Genomic DNA, 21,230 nt, shown 5'->3' on the forward strand with positions numbered 1-21,230 from the left:
GGTATTTATGTTTAAAAAAATTTTAATAGCCAATCGTGGTGAAATAGCCTTACGTATTATTCGAACTTGTAAGGAAATGGGAATTAGTACAGTGGCAGTATACAGTACTGCCGATAAAAACAGCTTGCATGTAAGATTTGCAGATGAGGCTGTATGTATAGGGCCACCGCCAAGTAAAGACTCTTATCTGAACATGGCTAATATAATTTCGGCTGCCGAAATTACCAATGCAGATGCTATTCATCCCGGATATGGATTTCTTTCCGAAAACTCGAAATTTTCGCAAATATGTGCTGACAATGGTGTAAAATTTATTGGCGCCACTCCGGAGCAAATTGATGGCATGGGCGATAAAAGCAATGCCAAGGATACCATGAAAAAAGCTGGTGTACCAACCATTCCGGGTAGTGAAGGCCTTATAAGTGATGTTGCCGAGGGTCTTTCTATAGCCGAGGATATTGGCTACCCGGTCATCATAAAAGCCACCGCAGGTGGGGGAGGCCGTGGTATGCGTATTATATGGAAGCCCGAAGAATTTGAACCAGCATGGGACAGTGCACGACAAGAAGCAGGTGCTGCATTTGGTAATGATGGCATCTATCTCGAAAAATATATTGAAGAACCTCGCCATATCGAAATACAAATTGCCGGTGACCAATATGGAAAGGCGTGCCACCTTAGTGAGCGCGATTGTAGCATACAACGCAGGCACCAAAAATTGCTAGAAGAAACGCCTTCGCCATTTATGACCAAAGAGTTGCGCGAGCGCATGGGCGAAGCAGCTATCAAAGCTGCATTGGCAGTGAGTTACGAAGGTGTGGGTACGGTAGAATTTCTGGTTGATAAGCATCGCAATTTCTATTTTATGGAAATGAACACGCGCATACAGGTTGAGCATCCCGTAACCGAAGAAGTTATTAATTATGACTTGATAAAAGAACAAATCAAAATTGCTGCAGGTGTTCCTATTTCGGGAAAAAATCATTTTCCAACCATGCATGCCATTGAATGTCGCATAAATGCCGAAGACCCAGAAAATGGATTTCGTCCATCGCCCGGTAAAATTACCAACTTACATGTACCCGGGAGGGCACGGTGTGCGTGTAGATTCGCATGTATATGCCGGTTATGTTATTCCTTCCAATTACGATAGTATGATTGCCAAACTTATAACGGTAGCACAAACGCGCGAAGAAGCAATTGATACCATGTCGAGAGCACTTAGCGAGTATGTAATAGAGGGAGGAAAAACAACAATCCCTTTCCACCAAAAGTTGATGCAACACGAAGATTTTCGAAAAGGAAATTACACCACCAAATTTTTAGAGAACTTTAAATTTTAAATTTTACACGAGTAAGGTAATTTAGGAAGGGTTTTTTTTTGGTTGGTGTATTAAAACCGTGACTGCGCCCAACATGCTAAACTCCTGTGTAAAAAAGTAGCATGTTGCAAGAGCAACAAAGCGGCAATTGCTATCTCTGCTTTAAAAAGGAGTGAAGGAGCGCAACCGCTCAAATACGAATTGCAAAATAGCTATCATTTTATTTTTAGCCGTCTGTACTAATAATAAAACATGAAAGTGGAATTCCATGCAGCCAAAGTATTAGAGGAGAACACGAATAAGAATAACCTTAAGTGAATCTAAAAAGAACAATACCCAACAGTAAGGCACAAAGTGAGCAATTAAGAGTTGAGTAAAGTTGAGGCCAGATAGATTTTATTATCTATTTTAGTCGGACAATAATTATTAACATTGAAACTTTATTATATAAAATGAAAAATACTTATTCTTTCTACTCGTCATTCTTCTTGCCTTCAAAGCCTATAGCCAACCAACATTAACATGGCAAAAAAATTATGGAGGGTCAAATTCTGAGCAACCCTTTGGAAGTGAAACAACACACAGTGGTGGAATTATTTGTGGTGGGCATTCATTAAGTAACGATGGCCTTATCACATCCAATAATGGCGATTACGATTGGTGGATAATAAAACTTGATGCGCTTGGTAATTTGGTATGGTCTAAATCTTATGGCGGTCGTTTATATGACAAATGTCGTTATGCAACTGAAAATTCAGATTTCACTATACTGGCTTTTGGAAGTGTAAAGTCAAATGATGGCGATGTGTCTGGCAATAAAGGCAATAACGACTATTGGCTATTAAAGTTAGACACAGCAGGCAATATCATTTGGAAAAATGCTATGGCGGCACACTTGAAGAAGGAGGCCGGAGCGTGATACAAACCAGCGATGGCCATTATTTGATGGCCGGCTATTCGCGTTCCAATGATGGCGATGTAAGCGGCAATCATGGTTCGTATGATGTTTGGCTTGTAAAGGTGAACGCTAATGACGGGAGTATTATTTGGCAAAAATGTTTCGGAGGAAGCAAAGAAGAACGTGTAAGATCCATAATCGAAATGGACAATGGTGATTTTGTTTTTACAGGAAATGCACAATGTACAGATGGCGATTTAGCAGGCACTTCTACCAAAGGAGACGAAGATGTATGGACTGCTCGTATCAGTTCAAATGGAACACTATTATGGAGTGTACAATATGGTAGCTCGTTGCAAGACAGAGCATACCATTGTACTGTTGATAGAGATGGTCATATTCTGGTGGCAGGCAAAAATTCTGCTAACGATGGCGATGTAACAAATAATCATGGACTTACTGACTGCTGGATTTTAAAATTAAATAGCAACAATGGTGCACTCATTTGGCAGAAATCATTTGGGGGCAGCAAGGGTGATGAAGGTTTTAGGATAGATCCCAATCCTGATGGTGGATACACCATTGGAGCAACTAGCGAATCAAACGATCTTGATGTTTCGGCCAATAAAGGATATTCAGATTACTGGCTTTTTAAAATTGACTCATCATTGAATGTGGTTTGGCAAAAGAATTTTGGAGGTGGTAGCTGGGACCACCTCAATGATATTGTAAAAATGAAAGATGGTGGCTATGCAGGCATCGGTTTTTCGTCTTCCAAACCCAATGCCATTGCTGGTAAGAGCGACATTACCTTCAACTACGGCAGCTTTGATATGTGGATTGTAAAAATAAATTATTGCGATACCCAACCAAACATTATTGTTAAAGGATCATTGGCCCTCGACAGCAATCAAACCGTAACATTAACAACTACCAATTACGAAAGTGCATCCTTTCTTTGGAGCAATGGCGCTACTACAGATACTATCGTGGTTAGCAATCCTGGCAGCTATTATGCTACCATTTCGCACAATACGTTGGGATGTGTAACACAAACGGATACAGTCATAGTTACACAAAATAATATTTGTATGCCGCCCAATAATGTTAAAGTAAATTCAATAAGTGCATCATCGGCAATTATTACTTGGGATACCATTACTGGAGCAAAAGGGTACAACCTTTTTTACCGCAAAGTGGGCACTACCGTTTGGGCAAGATTATCCTTCGGACCCACTATTAGCAGTGCACATTTACAAAATTTATTAGCAGCAACTAAATATCAATTTAAACTCAGAACGAAATGTAAGAAAAACCCCAACGTATTTTCACCATGGAGTGTGCTTAAGGCTTTTACAACAAATCCACTTCGTACTTTGCAATCAAGATCAAATAGTAATTGCCTCATATTTCCGAATCCTGCAAAGGATGAAATTACAATAGAAAATAGTGCTCTTGTAGATGCGGCAACAATTAGCATTTCAGATGTTTCGGGTAGAATATGCTTAAAAACAGTATTAGATTATAGCCAAAAGCATTCGCAAGTAATTGATATAAGCATGCTCGAGAATGGCTATTATTTCGTTTTTGTTGATTCAAAAACGATTCAATTTATTTCGGCATTTTCAAAAACAAGTAATTAATTCTGTAAGTTTTAAGTTAAGGTTAGGTAGAGCAAATTACCCTGTTTGGCGTAGTCTCTGACTACGCCAAAAATGTAAATAAATCTCGGATTTATATTTGTGCTAAAAAAAATGAGTCAAGGCTATAAAAGAATAAAGCTAGACTGAGAGATTAATTTGTATAACACAATCGGAGATTGTATTAGAAAAAGACGTAGTCGGAGACTCCTCCAAACGCGTGAAAGATTAAATTATTTATCGGCACGAGCAACAAGCTCGCACCAACGAAGGTATTTAGCAATACACAAGTATTTGTCTAAAAATTTACAGTAAAGAGATGATTGTATACAATGGCAACATATACCGCTTCTAGTTCTACTGCCTTTGTCCATTCGTTTATAAGCCGCACAATTCTATGCTATGCCCAGGTTTATTAAAATTGAGTGAACGGATTTTTCGGACACGGGAGCGCACTCTTGCCCTTTACCTTATGTAGATAACTTTAACCACTTTCTACAATTATTGTAGTAGGCTTTTAGCATGGGGCATTATATTTGTGCCCCGCAAATATCTGCTATGAAAAATTTTTTCTTTTGGTTGCTGTTAACTATAGGTGTATACGTAAGCCTGAGTATGCTGCCTGCCAAGGATATCGATCCACCTTTTTATTCCAACAAAGCAAAGCAATGGGCTGATTCAGTTTTTAAAACCCTGACTACGGATGAAAAAATAGGGCAGCTGTTTATGGCTGCAGCATGGAGTGGGGGCGAGCATTACAACAAATCCGAGATAGATAGCCTTATTAGTATTCAAAAAATTGGAGGTATCTGTTTCTTTCAAGGAGGACCTTACCGGCAGGCGGTATTAACAAACCAATTTCAAAAGGATTCGAAAGTGCCATTAATGATTGGCATTGATGGCGAATGGGGATTGAATATGCGTTTAGACAGCACCATTAGGTTTCCCCGACAAATGACCTTAGGGGCACTGCAAGATGAAAGCCTTATTTATGAAATGGGTGCAGAGATTGCAAGGCAATGCAAAGCAATGGGAATACATGTAAACTTTGCTCCATGCATCGATATAAATAATAATCCGCTTAACCCAATAATTAATAGTCGTTCGTTTGGCGAAAACAAAATAGATGTTGCCCGCAAGGGCCTTTATTATATGCGTGCCTTGCAAGATCATAACGTGTTGGCTTGCGGCAAACATTTTCCGGGGCATGGTAATACCGAAAGCGATTCGCATTTTACCCTACCAGTAATCAATCAACCTGCACATGAAATAGACACCGTAGAGTTATATCCTTTTAAGCACTTGATGCGCGAAGGATTGGGTAGCGTTATGGTGGCACATTTAAATATTCCCGCATTGGATAGTGGAAACAATATTCCATCTACGCTTAGCAGTAAAATTATCAATGGCTTGCTTAAAGATAAGCTTAAGTTTAAAGGTCTTGTTTTTACCGATGCTTTAAATATGAAAGGTGTAACTGCCAATTTTCCGTCAGGCGAAATTGAAGTGCGCGCGCTGGAGGCAGGAAATGATATTTTATTATTGAGTGGCGATATACCACTTGCTGTAATTAAGATTAAAGATGCCTTTGCAACCGGCAGGCTCGACTCAAACCAAGTTTATAAAAGCGTAAAAAAAATATTAATGGCCAAACACTGGTGCGGCCTCGATAAAGTAAAGCCCATTGATCAAACAAAAATCTTCTCAACGCTTAACGATAATATAAATGTCAATGAGTTGACCAACTCATTATATTATAAGTCCATCACCTTGCTTCGCAATGATGAGAGCAAAATACCCTTGCATATTGATAATACCCGCAGGGCATCGTTAGTAGTGAACGATACTATTAATAATTATTTTCAGCAAAGTTTGTCCTATTATAGTTCGTGCGATAATTTTGCCTTGAAGCAGGAATTGAGCAACCCCGATTTTGATTCATTGATAAATAAATTAGCTACTTATCAGGAAGTAATATTGAGTTTCCATAACACATCTATCCGAAGCAATCTCAATTTTAATATTACTCCTCAAATGACACAGGTGATTACTGCACTTAGTAATCGCACAGATCTTATAGTTGTGGTTTTTGGTAACCTCTATACCCTCAATGTGTTAAGCGGAATTAATAATTGCAAAACGATATTATTGTCATACGAAGACACTTACCTTCCGGCTGTATATACTGCGCAAGCACTTTTTGGTGCACTCAATACGATGGGTAAATTGCCGGCCAGGCCCAATCCCGATTTTAATTTATATACAGGTTTGCAAACTACCATGGCCAGTAATATTTTAACACTAAGCCCTCCCTGTGAATTAAAATTAAATAATGCCACCTTAGCCAACATTGATAGCCTTGCACTTGAGTGTATAAATAATAAGGTGTTTCCTGGTTGCGCGGTGGTTGTGGCTTACAAGGGAAATGTCATTTATAATAAATCATTTGGGCATTACACATACGAGGCAGGAAGTTTACCGGTTACTTCGCAATCGCTATTTGATATTGCTTCAGTTACCAAAATGACATCAACCGCTTTAGCAGTAATGAAGCTGTATGATGAAGGAAAAATAGACTTAAAACAACGGATGTCTTTTTATGTGCCTGAGTTAAGAAAATCGAATAAGATAGATTTGTTGGTAGAAGATATACTTACTCATCAGGCAGGTCTCAAAAGCTGGATTCCATTTTATCAGCAAACAATAGATGCAAAAGGAAGGTATATAAATGGCATTTATTCAAAAACAAAAAGCGCAGCTTTTTCAATTCCCGTGGCCGACTCTATTTATATGAACCCGAAGTACCTCAATACCATAACCAAAGAAATATTGATGTCACCTTTAGGTAAGCGAGGGCAGTACGTTTATTCAGACCTAAGTCTTATTTTAACCCAACGTATGGTTGAAAATATTACAGGTATGCCTCTTAATAAATATGTAGAAGACAACTTCTATAAACCAATGGGACTAACGCGCATCACCTATAACCCCTTGGATAAATTTGGCAAAGGGCAAATTGTGCCAACCGAAAATGATACTGGATGGCGAAAGCAATTGGTACAAGGACATGTGCACGATATGGCTGCGGCTATGCTAGGTGGTGTATCTGGACATGCAGGTGTGTTTGCCAACGGTTACTCATTAGCTGTAATTATGCAAATGCTGATGCAAGGAGGAAAATATGGTAACTATACCTATATGCGTTCAGAAACGGTAGACTTTTTTACGGCAAAATATTTTAAAGATAGCAACAACCGAAGAGGACTAATATTTGACAAACCAGACAAGGGTACTAATAGCCCAACATGCGATGCAGCTTCATCAAAAACTTTTGGCCATACCGGTTTCACCGGAACTTGTGCCTGGGCCGATCCTGAAAAACAGCTCGTTTTTATTTTTCTTTCGAACCGCGTGCATCCTAATGCAGCAAACAACAAATTAGTGACTCAAAACATACGTACACGAATGATGAAATTTGCGTACGATGCCATTACACTTTAAGTACTCCAAAATTCTATGACCAATAAATGGGATGTGCTTTTAATAGGTTGAATTAACTCTAGCAACTTTTAGCATTCTATGGGAAATAGCAGATTTGCTATTTGCTTATTCCTTAAAAGCAATATTTTTGCTTGCACGAATTCCAAAGCAATTAACTAATGAAAAAAATATTCCTGATAGCATTGCCTGCTATGATGATCATAATGGCTTGCCAAAATGCTACTCAGAAAAATGAATTGAACGATAAAAGCAGTATTGACGTTAAGCATATTATTAAATCATACCATGAATTATTTAATAATCATGACTGGGAAAAAATGGCTGCCATGTATTCTGAAACTCCAGAAATGAAAGATCCTGCTTTCGGAGTAAAAAGTATTAAGATCTCACAATCCGATATTATTAAAAAATACAAGGAGCTAAATATGATGATTCCGGATGTACACGATTCTGTAATTTCCATGTACCCTTCGGGAGATAATGATTGTTGAGTTTGTTTCTTCTGGCACTGCGCCTGACCGCGCACGTTTCGAGTTGCCCATTTGTACCATTTTCGAAATTCGAGATGTTAAAATTTTAAAGGACTTAACCTATTATGATAATTTTCAATAAAATAAAGTTCAGCCAGTTTACCAGGTAGCCAAAGAGGTAACTTGGTCATGGTATACATATATATATGAATACATATATATATATGCAATTAGCAAACATAGTTGGAAGTAGATATTAAAATAAACAATTAGAAAAATGAATAGCACCGGTCAATTATCAAAACACTTATACGAAGTTTATTTTGGCGGAAACTGGACATGGGTTAACCTGCGCGATACTTTAAGTGAAGTAACCGTAGAGGAGGCAACTACTAAACAGGAGCACTTCAATACCATAGTAGCCCTTGTTTATCATATTCATTATTTTGTAATGGCAATTACCAAAGTACTTAATAATGAAGAGTTAGATTCAAATGATAAGTTTAGTTTCAATCATCCTACGATAAATACGAGGGAGGAGTGGGAGCATTTTCTTCAATCTGTATATGCCGGGGCAAGGCAACTTTGTAAAAAAATTGAAGCGATAGAAGAAGCCCGGTTGGGCGAAATTTTTGTCAAAGAAAAGTATGGAACCTACTACCGAAATATTTTAGGATTAATTGAACATATACATTACCACCTTGGTCAAATTGTAATAATTAAGAAATTATTGAAGACGAAAAACTAGTTTTTCATAAATCGGGAGCGCAATTTTCAACATTTATTTTCATAGTTGGATATAACAAAAGGACGGCAAGCTGTAGTGTCAGTTTTTGTAAAAAATTGATGTGCCCATTCGCTAAAAAGGGTTCATGCTTTTTCGATTTTTTGCACGAAAATTTTTAATCATCGTTTTTGTTCCACCCAGCATTTTACAAAACTTTCAAAAAATTTGTTAATAAGTATTTTGGTAAAATATTTTTATTTCATATTTATAATTTTGGTATAGTTAATCTGTATTGGTGTTAATATATAAAATATATTGGCAAAATATATTGTAAAATATTATTCAGGGTCCAGATGGGTGTTTTGGCTAGTCTAAATTTTAAACATTCGCCAAATTATTGGTGTCAAATACCAATTTGTTTTATTTTGGTGTTTAAATTTTAGTTTCATTTGCCTAGATTTTCAATTTTTAGGCAGTTGTACTGCTTTCGCTCTTTCAGATTTTGGCCAGCACGTGGAATTTTTGATGAACTTTTAAGCTAAATATATTCAATTCCAAATACGCGCTAAGGTGCCGTAGTAGTGGCTTCTACGGATTTTTTGACTTTTAAAATTTATTTTTTTAAAACTTTTATAATTATGAGAAATCTTTTTTCGAAACACGTTATGTTAATGGCAATTGCCGCATTTTGCATTTTTTGTGCTGCCGGTGCAAACGCACAAGTGCAGCAAAATCAACAATCACAACAGATTTGGCCTGACCTTACATGTACAACCTACCTTAGTGAGGATTGTTATGTATTTATTGGCGACAAAATTTATTTGTGTCAAAAAAACGTCCTGACCAAAGCGTTGAATGAAGTGATAGTTGGTAAAACTATTTTTATAAAGCGCGATGGAACGTACATCAACAATGGCGTTTCGCAAAAGTTGAAGCCTGGTGCTCGTATTAAGCCTGATGGCCAACTGTTTAATTAACAGCAACGTCAACTTTCAATAACTCACTTTTTAAAGAGATTATGAACTACTCCAATTTGCTTAACTATTATCCTAATGGCAAGGTCTCATTGTTACAATGGCACCTAGTATGCGTTATGCTGGTGTTATGCAATTGTTTTATAAATGGTACCCTTTATTTAAAATCAAAATCAAAATTTAAATCTTATCTTTTATTCTTCTGCCTTGATAGTGCTGAATTTTTATTCAAATTCAGGATGAGACTTCTCATCAATTGCTATCCGCGCGGAAGTGACTTACATAATAAATCTGGTGGACTACTACTTTTCAATTCCACTCTTGCCAGCGAAAATTTTCAATATTCAATGGCACTTTGACACTCAGGATTACCCAATCCTTTTTTAAAAAACCAATAATTAAAACAAACAAATAAAAATATGATACGAAATTTTATCAAATCAATTAAAAAGCTTAAGGAAACTGCGTATACCAGCAAAGTTACTTTAGCCATTTTAGGAGTTGCTGCACTATCGTTTGCAACACCTAATGTAAATGCACAGGTTGATATTACATCTACTGTGCCTATTAGCACCGATCCATTGGATGTATGTGCTGAAGCAAAAAACTTTACCGTTACTTTTGAATGCATTGACTCTACAACAAGTAACTCAGTTACATTAAATCTACCTACTGATGTAGTCTACGTACCTGGCAGTGCCAGTGGTACCGCATTTGTTTCTGAAGGAAATATAAGCAACCCAAGCGCTCCGGTTATTAACCTGGTTGATATGAATCCGGGTGATATAGTTACATTGAGTTTTCAGGCAAGAGCTTACTGCGGTAGAATCAATAGCGCCATACAAGAGAACAACTATGAATTTAGTGGTTCGGGTGGCAGTACCGGCAATCTATCAGACCAATACAATGTTCGCTATGCAGCTTTAACAATTGTTTCAATTAGTAATCAGTCTTATTCAGGACTACCAGGCTCAACGTTTACCAGAACCGTTACTGTTCGTAATGGTGGTTTTGGTAAAGTGCCCGAAATAAGAATTGACGAAGTCAATGATAATGGGTTACAAGTAGTTGCGGTTTCGGGAGTGCAAGGTAGTACTGCGTTACCTTTTGTAAATGGAACATTTATTATCAATGATTTTACAAGTATTGGTAATGGTAATAATTATCTTGATGGAAATGAACAAATATCTTTTACCGAAACGGTAAAACTTCCCGGAACATTTCAGTTTTGTGGTGGTGGTAGCAGCGGCTCAAATCAAACTGACTACAATGCCTATTATGGATGTAATGGCAATAATCAATGTCCTGTTACTAACTCAACCGATATTAGCGATCAGGATATAGCGGGAGCATCATGGGCTAACACAACTCCTTCTTTTAATATTGGTTTCACATACACGTTTACAAAGCCTGCAATTCCTGCATGCGCATCACAGCCATTTCAACATTCTATTACGTATACTAACTCAGGTACCGATACAGCGTTCAATACCCAAGTTACCATTTACGCTCCATCATGGAATGCCGGAGGCGGGGGGTTATCGTATGTAAATAATTTTACGGTTGATGGCAGTTCTGTTACTCATACAGTTATTGCAGCTCCAAGCTTTTTCTATGGCACTGTTGCTTCTGGCGGTGCAACCAGGGCATTGGTTGATATAGGTACACTTGCTCCGGGGCAATCCAAGACTATTGCATTTGACTTAATAAGAGCTTGTCAGCCCAACATGTGTGTAGTAAACAATGACTATTATTATGACTATTATGCTGAAATTGTAGGATTTAACACCTGTGGTGGATCATCTAGCTATAATGGTACCGGTTGGATTGGATATGATGCCACTGCTCCTACTTATGACTACTCAACATATTACTTTAACTCCGATCCAAGCTTTAACCTGTTTGCCAGGCCAGGTCAGAAGGATACTTTTTGTTTAAATGACTTGGTCATTTTTCCTCCACAAATGGATAATACCGGATATGCTGAATTTGTATTTACTATACCAGATAATTTAAATTATATACCTGGCGATTACATAAGCTATAAACTAGGCAATGGCTTTGATTATCCAATGGCTGCCGGCTTCCCTCTTCTTAGTGGTAACACGCTTACACTTCGCTATAATGTTGCTGATGGGGCTGGTAATTTTCCGGTAAATGCATTTGATAATTATGCTGATATATGCATTACCCTTACCGGTTCTACTGATCCTACAAAATGCGGAACCGGTGGAAATGTTCAAATGAAAACGGTGGTAACGCCTTCGGCAGCCTGCTCTTGCTCATTTGCTTACGGCTGTTATGGGGGCGATCCAAATGGTCCTGCATATTGGTACATTGAACTCGAGTGTCCTTATGGCGTTTTAGCTAATAATCCTTGCGAAGGGTTAAACGGCCTCGATGTTGATATATACCGTATAACAATTGGATATCAGGATGCTAACAATGATCAAATTGCTGATAATACTTCACTTGCCGATCCCTCTTTAATAAATAAAAAGATGGGTTTAAGTTGCGATGTATTCCAACTAAAATATACTGGAGTGGTATATAACCCCAATGCGGCAACCAATTGGAACCAGGGATTTTTGCAAATTAACGGAATAGGCTCAGCTAATACCTTTGGGCCTGAATGGCAAACCATAACTGCTTCAATCTATGATGCTAGTACTGGTTCCTATATCAATTGCAACCTTACGGCTAATTTGCATCAGTTTACTTCAACCATAGACTTAAGCGCTTGTGGTCATAATTTTGACCAGGGTGATTCAATTACCATATTGGCAAACTTTAAGCTTGCATCACAAAACGTAAGTTGGAGCGATAATAGAGTTTATGTGCAAGGCAAAGTGGGTCCCGATCCTTATAGTGCTACAGAACCATCTCCTTCCAATAATTTTGGATGCATGATTTTGTATGATTATTTCAGAACGAGGGCTATTACATGGCAAACAACAGTAAATGTGTCGCAAACTCCATCTGGTTGCGGCAGCGGTATTGTTGATTTTACTTTATATGGTGGACATCATGGAAATTTTGCTACCTTCCCAAATGAGGTTAGAAATATAATTTCTCCTACGGTTTGGACTATAGGTTTGCCAAATGGGGCTCAACTTGATAGCGCTGAGCTTTATGTGTACTCTCCATATTATGGATGGAAAAATTATGGCTCTATAAATCCCGCTTCTTATTCTTCGGGGCTTGTTACGTACGATTGGACAAGTAAGCTCGGCATAAATGGAGGCCCCATTCCGCTCGAAGAGCAATCAAATAATTATTATTGGTATACGGTAAAGATATATTACAGAAATGGTTGCGATCCGGTCAATCAATATAACTTACCCTGGACAGCCGAATTTGATAATGAGCCTACATTTGATTGTAAGTTAGCTTCTGAAACCAGACCCGGCTTATGGAATGCCGAGAATTTTCAGACCGGTTCAGCTTTAGCTATAACAACAGCCACACCAACAGTTAATGCCAATGGCAAAAACGTTTATTGGTTGGTTAACCTTTACAATCAATCCAGTTCTACTATAGTGGCCCCATGGCTTGCTGAAAAACCAGGAGTAAATGGAATTACCATAAACAAAGTTTGGGAATATCCTTGTAATGGCGATACTGCAATTCACTTTGCAGATTACACTCCTGTTAATGGCATGTTCCAATTATCTAGCATCCCTGCAAATACAACAAAATGCGTAGTGGTATGCGCTACCATAACCGGTTGTAAACGCGATAGCATAACAGTAATGTCGGGCTATGATTGCAGTGGCTTGTACCCCACAAATATTAGTGACTTAAGTAATCTGTGTAACCTAAATTTCCAGGAATTGAAAGAGGTTCCTACTAAAGCACAATTACAATTGATTATTACTGATAAGCCTGATCCTGCCGATACACTTGATTTGTGTGAAGAGTTTGGTTATGAAATAGCCATACGCAGTGCGCAAGTCGGAACCATTTATCAGCCTTATGCCCAGTTTATTATGAGTCCACTGATTGGGGTAGTTATTGTATCGGGTACTTCTCAGTTAGAATATCCTTCGGGCAGTGGCAATTGGGTCACAATTGCTGATCCAACCAAAATTGGAAATAGTTTTTATTGGTATGTATATAATGAGCCTTCGGTAGCAAGCACCATTGGTGCTAATGGATTGCCCGGTATATTATCTTTTCCAATGAATGAATTCAAAGTAAGATTTAGAGCAAAAACTACTCCTTGTGATATTAAGAATCGTTCTAAGTTCCTATTTGATGCCAATGGAAAAAAAGCTTGTGGAAGTAAAGCAAGTGCTACCAATCAGATAACATCACCTATTTATATCAAAGGAGCTCCATCTGGAGTTAATAACTACATTGTAAATATTTCGGTTGATAGTGCCAATTCATGCTCTGTTAATTCGGTTCCTGTAAGAATATCCATTAAGAATAATGTCCCAAGAAAGACCAAAGCAGCTGAATATATAGATTTTGTAGTATTCGATGGAGCTACTTTAACTTCTGTCACTCCGGTGCGTAATTCTCCCAATCCACCTACCGTAATTCCGGATACAGGTGGTACCGTTTACCGATTCCCTATGAAGGCTGGTATTCTTGTTAAGGATTCAATGGTGTTTATTGCTAACATGACCCTGAATCCATTGCTTGCTTGCGATGTATTTGAGGTTCCATTAGAAGTTTCGGTAAATCAAAATTTCAATGCAGTATGTATTGATAATGGTCAGGTTTGCCTAATAGCTAATATATTAGGCAGCGATGAAGATGCTATCTATATCAATCGCCCAATTATTGATCTGTTGGATATTACAGCTACCGCGCAGTCCAATGCCCCAACGGGTGAAAAGTTGCATGTAATTATCAATATGCAAAATACAGGAACATTGCCATTTTCAACATCTTCTCCTTTCAACATTAATTTCTATAACGATGCTGATTTATCAGGCTCAGTTACTTTAGGTGATGTTTTCTTCTCAACGGTTTCAGTGGCAGCAAATATTGGTGCTAATGGAGGATTATATACACTTGATACGATGTTAAATGTTCCGGCAGGTTTGGCTTGTCCATTACTTGCTGTAATAGAAGAAGCACCATGCCTTTGCTCACCTGCATTAGTTGGTACTTCTGATGTTCCACTATTGCCATCTATTCTTGATCCTACGGTAACCTGTCCTGGAGTTACCACAGTGCCGCTTGGCGAACCTGCTATTAATGGATATACCTACCAATGGACAGCAGTTACACCGGGAGCTCTTGCATTCTTAAGCGCTACCAATATTGCAAATCCAACATTCTTAAAAACTAATAACTCATCTGGTTCTGTCGAGACCTATGTTTATAACGTAGTAGTTACACGTTCACCAGGTGGTTGCACTGCAGAGCAAACTGTAACTGTAAATCTTAATCCAAATACCTTATGTCTACTTGGCTCTTTAGGAAATTACGTTTGGTATGATGACAATGCAAATGGCAATCAGGATGAACCTGCAGCTAACGGTATTAATGGAGTAACGGTTTATTTATACTCTTCTACCGACAATATTGTTGGTAATGGGGATGATGTATTAATCGACTCTACTGTTACTGCTAACAATGGTGCACAACCAGGATATTATTTATTCGATCAATTAACATCAGGAAACTATTTTGTTGTATTCCCAACAACTGTTCCTAATTCAACAGGCTTAACCGGAGTTGTTAATCAGGCACCACAAGTTGATGGAAATAATGATGCTAATGCTTCTGGTCAGAGTGGTATGGTTACTATCAATGTAAACAATCCAGGTCTTGATAAAGATAACCCAACCATCGATGCAGGCTATGTTCCTGTTGCAGATGTGTTTGATTTAGCTTTACGCAAAACAACATCGCAAACAAGTCCTGTTAATATTGGCGACAATGTACAGTTCCGTATTGCTGTGTTTAATCAAGGTAATGTAGAAGCATACAATGTGCAGATATCAGATTATATTCCTGCAGGATTTACATTTAATCAAGGTGCAAGCACCGGATGGACACCTGTTAATGCGAGTTTGGCAACCTTTAATATTTTAGGACCAATTTTGCCTGGCGATAGTCAAGTTGTTTTAATTACGTTAACAGTTAATGCAACTGCAGCTGCAGGTGGTAGTCTTACCAACCGTGCTGAAATTAGTGCTGCCGACAACGATTTGAATAATGGCAACACCCCTCCAACGGATGTTGACTCGCAGCCTGATCAAACCCCAGGTAACGATACCGAAGTGGATAATGAAATTAATAATGGCGGTGGTGATGAAGACGATGCAGATCCGGCCTCTGTTACATTCAACTTTGTTTATGATTTAGCACTTACTAAAGTTGTTAATGGTGGCCCTTTTGCTCCGGGAGAGAATGCAACGTTTACTATAACAGTTTACAATCAAGGTAATGTTACAGGTACCAATATTAATTTGGTTGACTACGTTCCAGCCGGTCTTACATTAAATGATCCCGATTGGAGTATGAGTGGCGCTAATGCTGTTCTTAATACACCAATAGCAAGCCTTGCAGGAGGTAGCAGTACTTCACGCGATATTACATTTACAATTGATTCAAATTATGCTACCCTTCAAATTGTAAATTATGCTGAAATTAGCTCTTCAACTAACTCAATGAGTTTGCCTGATATTGATTCTCCGGAAGATACTATTCAAGGCAATGATGCCGGTGGTTTACCTGACGGTGCTTCCGATAATTCAACTAATGGAGATGGTAGTGGCAATCCTTTAGATGACAATGCTGCTACTGACGAAGATAATCAAGACCCTGCAGTAATTGAGGTTGATCAAATATTTGACCTTGCATTAACTAAGAAATTAGTAGGTGGCCCACTGTTCAATGCAGGAAGCAACGTTACTTTTAATATCATGGTTTATAATCAAGGTATTGTAAATGCAACAAATATTCAGATAAGTGATTACATCCCTAATGGATTGACCTTAGATGATGCCAACTGGACCAATAATGGTGGCATTGCTACTTTAAATTCACCAATTGCTTCGTTACTAAAAGGTGATAGCACGCAAGTTTCAATTTCATTTAAAATAAACGTAAGTTATACCGGCACTCAAATAATAAACGTTGCCGAAATTTCTTCTAGCGATAATGCGCTTGGATTAGATGATATTGACTCGCCTGAAGATAATAATAACGCCAACGATGCAGGTGGTCAACCTAATTCACCAGCCGATAATGAAACTGGTGGTGACGGCACGGGTGCGCCTGGTGACGGAAATGCCGCAACTGACGAAGATAACAGCGACCCGGCACTTATTCTTGTTTTACCTTGTGACCTTTCCGCTAGCATTTCATCTTCAACCAACATAGCTTGCAATGGTGGAAGTGAAGGCTCAGCAACAGCAGTTCCAGCCAACGGTACTTCTCCATATTCATATGTTTGGAGCAATGGCAACACCACCGACATGATAACAGGTCTTGTAGCTGGTATTTATACCATTACCATTACCGATTTCTATGGCTGTACTGCAACGGCTACAGTTCAAATCACTCAGCCCGCTCCTGTGGTAGTTTCATGCGCAGGTAGCGATCCAACGGCTGTAAACGTAACTGATGGTTATGCAATGGTTAATGCAACGGGCGGCACTCCTCCATACACTTACTTATGGAGCAATGGGTCTACTGATACTATTGCAACCGGATTAGGAAGCGGAGTGTATACGGTTACAGTTACAGATGCAAACGGATGCTTTGATACTTGTCATGTAACATTAAACGAAGCACAGTCATTTGACCTGGCATTGAAAAAAGAAATTTCTAGTGCTGGACCATTCGGCCGTGGTAGCAATGTAACTTTTGCTATAACAGTTTACAATCAAGGAAATGTAGAAGGTACTAATATTCAAGTATCTGATTACATCCCTGCCGGCATGACGCTTAACGATGCCAACTGGACAGAGTCAGGTGGAATAGCAACGTTGAATTCAACAATTGCTTCTCTTATGCCTGCAACTTCAACAGTTGTAAATATCACGTTACAAATTGATGCCAATTTTAATGGATCACAACTGGTTAATTATGCCGAAATTAGTTCATCTGATAATATTTATTCATTGGATGATATTGATTCTCCGGAAGATCAGGATAATACGAATGATGCTGGTGGTCAGCCCGACTCAGGTGCTGATAACTATGTGGATGGTAATGGAACAGGAACTCCAGGTGATGGCGTTGACTCTACGGATGAAGATAATCATGATCCTGCATTAGTAAACGTAGATAACTTTGACTTGGCCTTAACTAAAGTTGTTTCTTCTTCCGCACCTTATATACCTGGTAGCGATGTAACGTTTACAATTACCGTTACAAATCAGGGTACACTTGAAGGAACCAATATTCAAATTACAGATTATATACCTACAGGCATGTCATTGAATGATGCTGATTGGACAGTGGCAGGAAGTATTGCTACCTTGAATACTCCAATTGCCTCACTTGCTTCAGGCTCAAGCACCACTGTAGATATTACCCTTGCAATTGATGCAAACTATACCGGTACTACACTGGTTAATTATGCAGAAATTTCAGGTAGCGATAATGTATTGAATCTTGACGATTTTGATTCTCCCGAAGATCAGGATAATACAAACGATGCCGGTGGCTCACCTGGAACTGCTGCTGATAACTATGTTGATGGAGATGGTTCTGGTACACCTGGCGATGGCGTGGATGCAACAGATGAAGACAATCATGACCCGGCCTTAATAAACATTACTCCGGCAGGTACTTTTGATCTTGCACTTACTAAAATTGTAAGTTCTCCTGCACCTTATTTCCCGGGTAATGCTGTAACGTTTACTATTACCGTATACAATCAGGGTACTGTTGATGCATCAAATGTTTATGTTACTGATTATTTCCCATCAGACATGTATGTAAATGATGCTAACTGGACAGATAACGGCAATAGCACAGCAACATTAGCAAGTCCAATTGCTTCTTTGCTTGCAGGCGATTCAGCCGTGCTTACAATTGATTTGGTTATTGATCCATTATTCTTTGGTACTTCACTTGTGAACTATGCTGAAATTAGTGCAGCTACAAGTGCTAATGGTCAACCTGATATCGATTCTGATCCTGATCAGGATAATACAAACGATGCTGGTGGTCAACCTAATTCGCCTGCTGATAACACAACAGGTGGTGATGGTACTGGTACCCCCGGTGATGGAAATGCCACAACAGACGAAGATGATCATGATCCAGCGTTGATACCTGTTTCCGAAAAGGTATTTGACTTGGCATTACGTAAAAAGCTCTCATCTGCTGGTCCGTTCTCTCCTGGTAGTGATGTAACTTTCACAATCCAGTTATTTAACCAGGGTAATATTGAAGGAACTAATATTCAGGTTACTGACTATATCCCAACAGGTATGTCGTTAAACGATGCTAACTGGACTGCTACATTTAATAAAGCAACCCTGAATACCACTGTTGCCTCTTTAATGCCAGGTGATTCTACAGAAGTTACTATCACCTTGCAGATAAACGCAAACTTTACAGGAACGCAACTCGTGAATTATGCTGAAATTAGTTCAGCCGATAATTCTGAAGGGTTAGATGATAATGACTCACCAATGGATCAAGATAATGCTGATGCTGGTGGAGCACCGGGAACCGAAGCTGATGACTTTATTGATGGAGATGGATTTGGTTTTGTAGGCGATTCAATAGCTGCAAACGATGAAGATAATCATGACCCTGCTTTTGTAACTGTTACTCAAATAGTATTAGGATCATTAGGAAACTACTTATGGTATGATGATAATCAGAATGGATTACAAGATGAGCCAGCAAGCAATGGTATCAATGGATTAACTGTTTATCTATACGATGGCTCAGGCAATCTGTTAGATAGCACGGTAACAGCAAACGATGTAAACGGTAACCCAGGTTACTACTTATTCGATAGCTTACAGTCAGGAACATACTATGTACAGTTCCCATTGAATGCACCAAATGCAATCGGCTTAACAGGCGTAGTTGACCAGGCTCCACAAGTAGATGGCAACAACGATGCAAATGCAATAGGTCAATCAGGAATCGTAACCATCAACACAGCATTAACCGGTTTGGATGTAAACAATCCAACGATAGATGCAGGTTATGTACCACAAATATTTGACCTTGCCTTACGCAAAACAACAGCACAGGTAACTCCGGTAAATATTGGCGATGATGTAGTATTCACTATCACCGTATTTAACCAAGGCAATGTAGCAGCATATGATGTAGATGTATTAGATGCCATACCAGCAGGCTTCACGTTCAATGCAGGCGCAAGCCCACTATGGACAGCAAGCGGAGCAGACGCAGTAGCAAATATAGCAGGCCCATTAGCGGCAGGCGATAGCATAGCGTTAGACATTACATTAACAGTAGCTGCCGGAGCAAGCTCAAGCAACATGACCAATATTGCTGAGATAACAAGTGCAGATAACGATACAGACAGCACCAACACACCTCCAACTGATGTTGACTCACAACCAGATACCGATCCGAACAACGATACAACGGTAGATGATGAAATCAACAACGGTGGTGGCGATGAAGATGACAATGACCCTGCAACAGTTCCATTAGCGAACGTATTAGGATCATTAGGAAACTACTTATGGTATGATGATAATCAGAATGGATTACAAGATGAGCCAGCAAGCAATGGTATCAATGGATTAACTGTTTATCTATATGATGGCTCAGGCAATCTGTTAGATAGCACCGTAACAGCAAACGATGTAAACGGTAACCCAGGTTACTACTTATTCGATAGCTTACAGTCAGGAACATACTATGTACAGTTCCCATTGAATGCACCAAATGCAATCGGCTTAACAGGCGTAGTTGACCAGGCTCCACAAGTAGATGGCAACAACGATGCAAATGCAATAGGTCAATCAGGAATCGTAACCATCAACACAGCATTAACCGGTTTGGATGTAAACAATCCAACGATAGATGCAGGTTATGTACCACAGATATTTGACCTTGCATTACGCAAAACAACAGCACAAGTAACACCAGTAAATATTGGCGATGATGTAGTATTCACCATCACCGTATTTAACCAAGGCAATGTAGCAGCATATGATGTAGATGTATTAGATGCCATACCAGCAGGCTTCACGTTCAATGCAGGCGCAAGCCCACTATGGACAGCAAGCGGAGCAGACGCAGTAGCAAATATAGCAGGCCCATTAGCGGCAGGCGATAGCATAGCGTTAGACATTACATTAACAGTAGCTGCCGGAGCAAGCTCAAGCAACATGACCAATATTGCTGAGATAACAAGTGCAGATAACGATACAGACAGTACCAACACACCTCCAACCGATGTTGACTCACAACCAGATACCGATCCGAACAACGATACAACGGTAGATGATGAAATCAACAATGGTGGTGGCGATGAAGATGACAATGACCCTGCAACAGTTCCATTAGCGAACGTATTAGGATCATTAGGAAACTACTTATGGTATGATGATAATCAGAATGGATTACAAGATGAGCCAGCAAGCAATGGTATCAATGGATTAACTGTTTATCTATACGATGGCTCAGGCAATCTGTTAGATAGCACCGTAACAGCAAACGATGTAAACGGTAACCCAGGTTACTACATTCGATAGCTTACAGTCAGGAACATACTATGTACAGT

At 39.0% G+C, this 21,230-nt stretch carries 6 protein-coding genes and 2 pseudogenes; all 8 read left to right on the plus strand.

Features of this window, described 5'->3' with window-relative positions:
• Nucleotides 1-7 precede the first annotated feature (7 nt).
• The 8 genes and pseudogenes from accC to IPO27_13745 all read left to right on the plus strand — a co-directional run bounded on the left by accC (nt 8) and on the right by IPO27_13745 (nt 21,201).
• A pseudogene (gene accC, locus IPO27_13710) lies at nt 8-1,343 on the plus strand (acetyl-CoA carboxylase biotin carboxylase subunit).
• Nucleotides 1,344-2,013: 670 nt separating this feature from the next.
• On the plus strand, nt 2,014-2,241 hold the full coding sequence (locus IPO27_13715; protein ID MBK8847531.1) for a hypothetical protein: 228 nt from the start codon (nt 2,014-2,016) through the stop codon (nt 2,239-2,241).
• The gene (locus IPO27_13720) at nt 2,193-3,863 is read left to right on the plus strand and encodes a fibronectin type III domain-containing protein (protein ID MBK8847532.1); all 1,671 of its coding nucleotides are present in this window, start codon (nt 2,193-2,195) and stop codon (nt 3,861-3,863) included. The genes IPO27_13715 and IPO27_13720 overlap by 49 nt, the downstream gene beginning before the upstream one ends.
• Before the next feature lie 555 nt (nt 3,864-4,418).
• Entirely contained in the window at nt 4,419-7,361 is a 2,943-nt protein-coding gene (locus tag IPO27_13725; protein MBK8847533.1) for a serine hydrolase, read from the plus strand.
• Between the two features lie 203 nt (nt 7,362-7,564).
• A pseudogene (locus IPO27_13730) lies at nt 7,565-7,973 on the plus strand (nuclear transport factor 2 family protein).
• A 135-nt stretch (nt 7,974-8,108) separates the two neighbouring features.
• Nucleotides 8,109-8,579, plus strand: a complete 471-nt coding sequence (locus IPO27_13735; GenBank protein ID MBK8847534.1) for a DUF1572 family protein — start codon at nt 8,109-8,111, stop codon at nt 8,577-8,579.
• 617 nt (nt 8,580-9,196) lie between these two features.
• Nucleotides 9,197-9,535 carry a hypothetical protein gene (locus IPO27_13740; GenBank protein MBK8847535.1) on the plus strand — a complete coding sequence of 113 codons (339 nt, stop codon included), beginning with the start codon at nt 9,197-9,199 and terminating at the stop codon, nt 9,533-9,535.
• Nucleotides 9,536-9,951: 416 nt separating this feature from the next.
• On the plus strand, nt 9,952-21,201 hold the full coding sequence (locus IPO27_13745; protein ID MBK8847536.1) for a DUF11 domain-containing protein: 11,250 nt from the start codon (nt 9,952-9,954) through the stop codon (nt 21,199-21,201).
• Nucleotides 21,202-21,230: the final 29 nt, after the last annotated feature.

This window comes from Bacteroidota bacterium (assembly GCA_016714535.1).
In the GTDB taxonomy this organism is placed as follows: domain Bacteria; phylum Bacteroidota; class Bacteroidia; order AKYH767-A; family OLB10; genus JADKFV01.

Excerpts from the sequence above, each read along its gene's own strand:
- IPO27_13735 (MBK8847534.1), top strand. The coding sequence starts at position 8,109 with ATGAATAGCACCGGTCAATTATCAAAACACTTATACGAAGTTTATTTT.
- IPO27_13745 (MBK8847536.1), top strand. The coding sequence starts at position 9,952 with ATGATACGAAATTTTATCAAATCAATTAAAAAGCTTAAGGAAACTGCG.
- IPO27_13725 (MBK8847533.1), top strand. The coding sequence starts at position 4,419 with ATGAAAAATTTTTTCTTTTGGTTGCTGTTAACTATAGGTGTATACGTA.
- IPO27_13740 (MBK8847535.1), top strand. The coding sequence starts at position 9,197 with ATGAGAAATCTTTTTTCGAAACACGTTATGTTAATGGCAATTGCCGCA.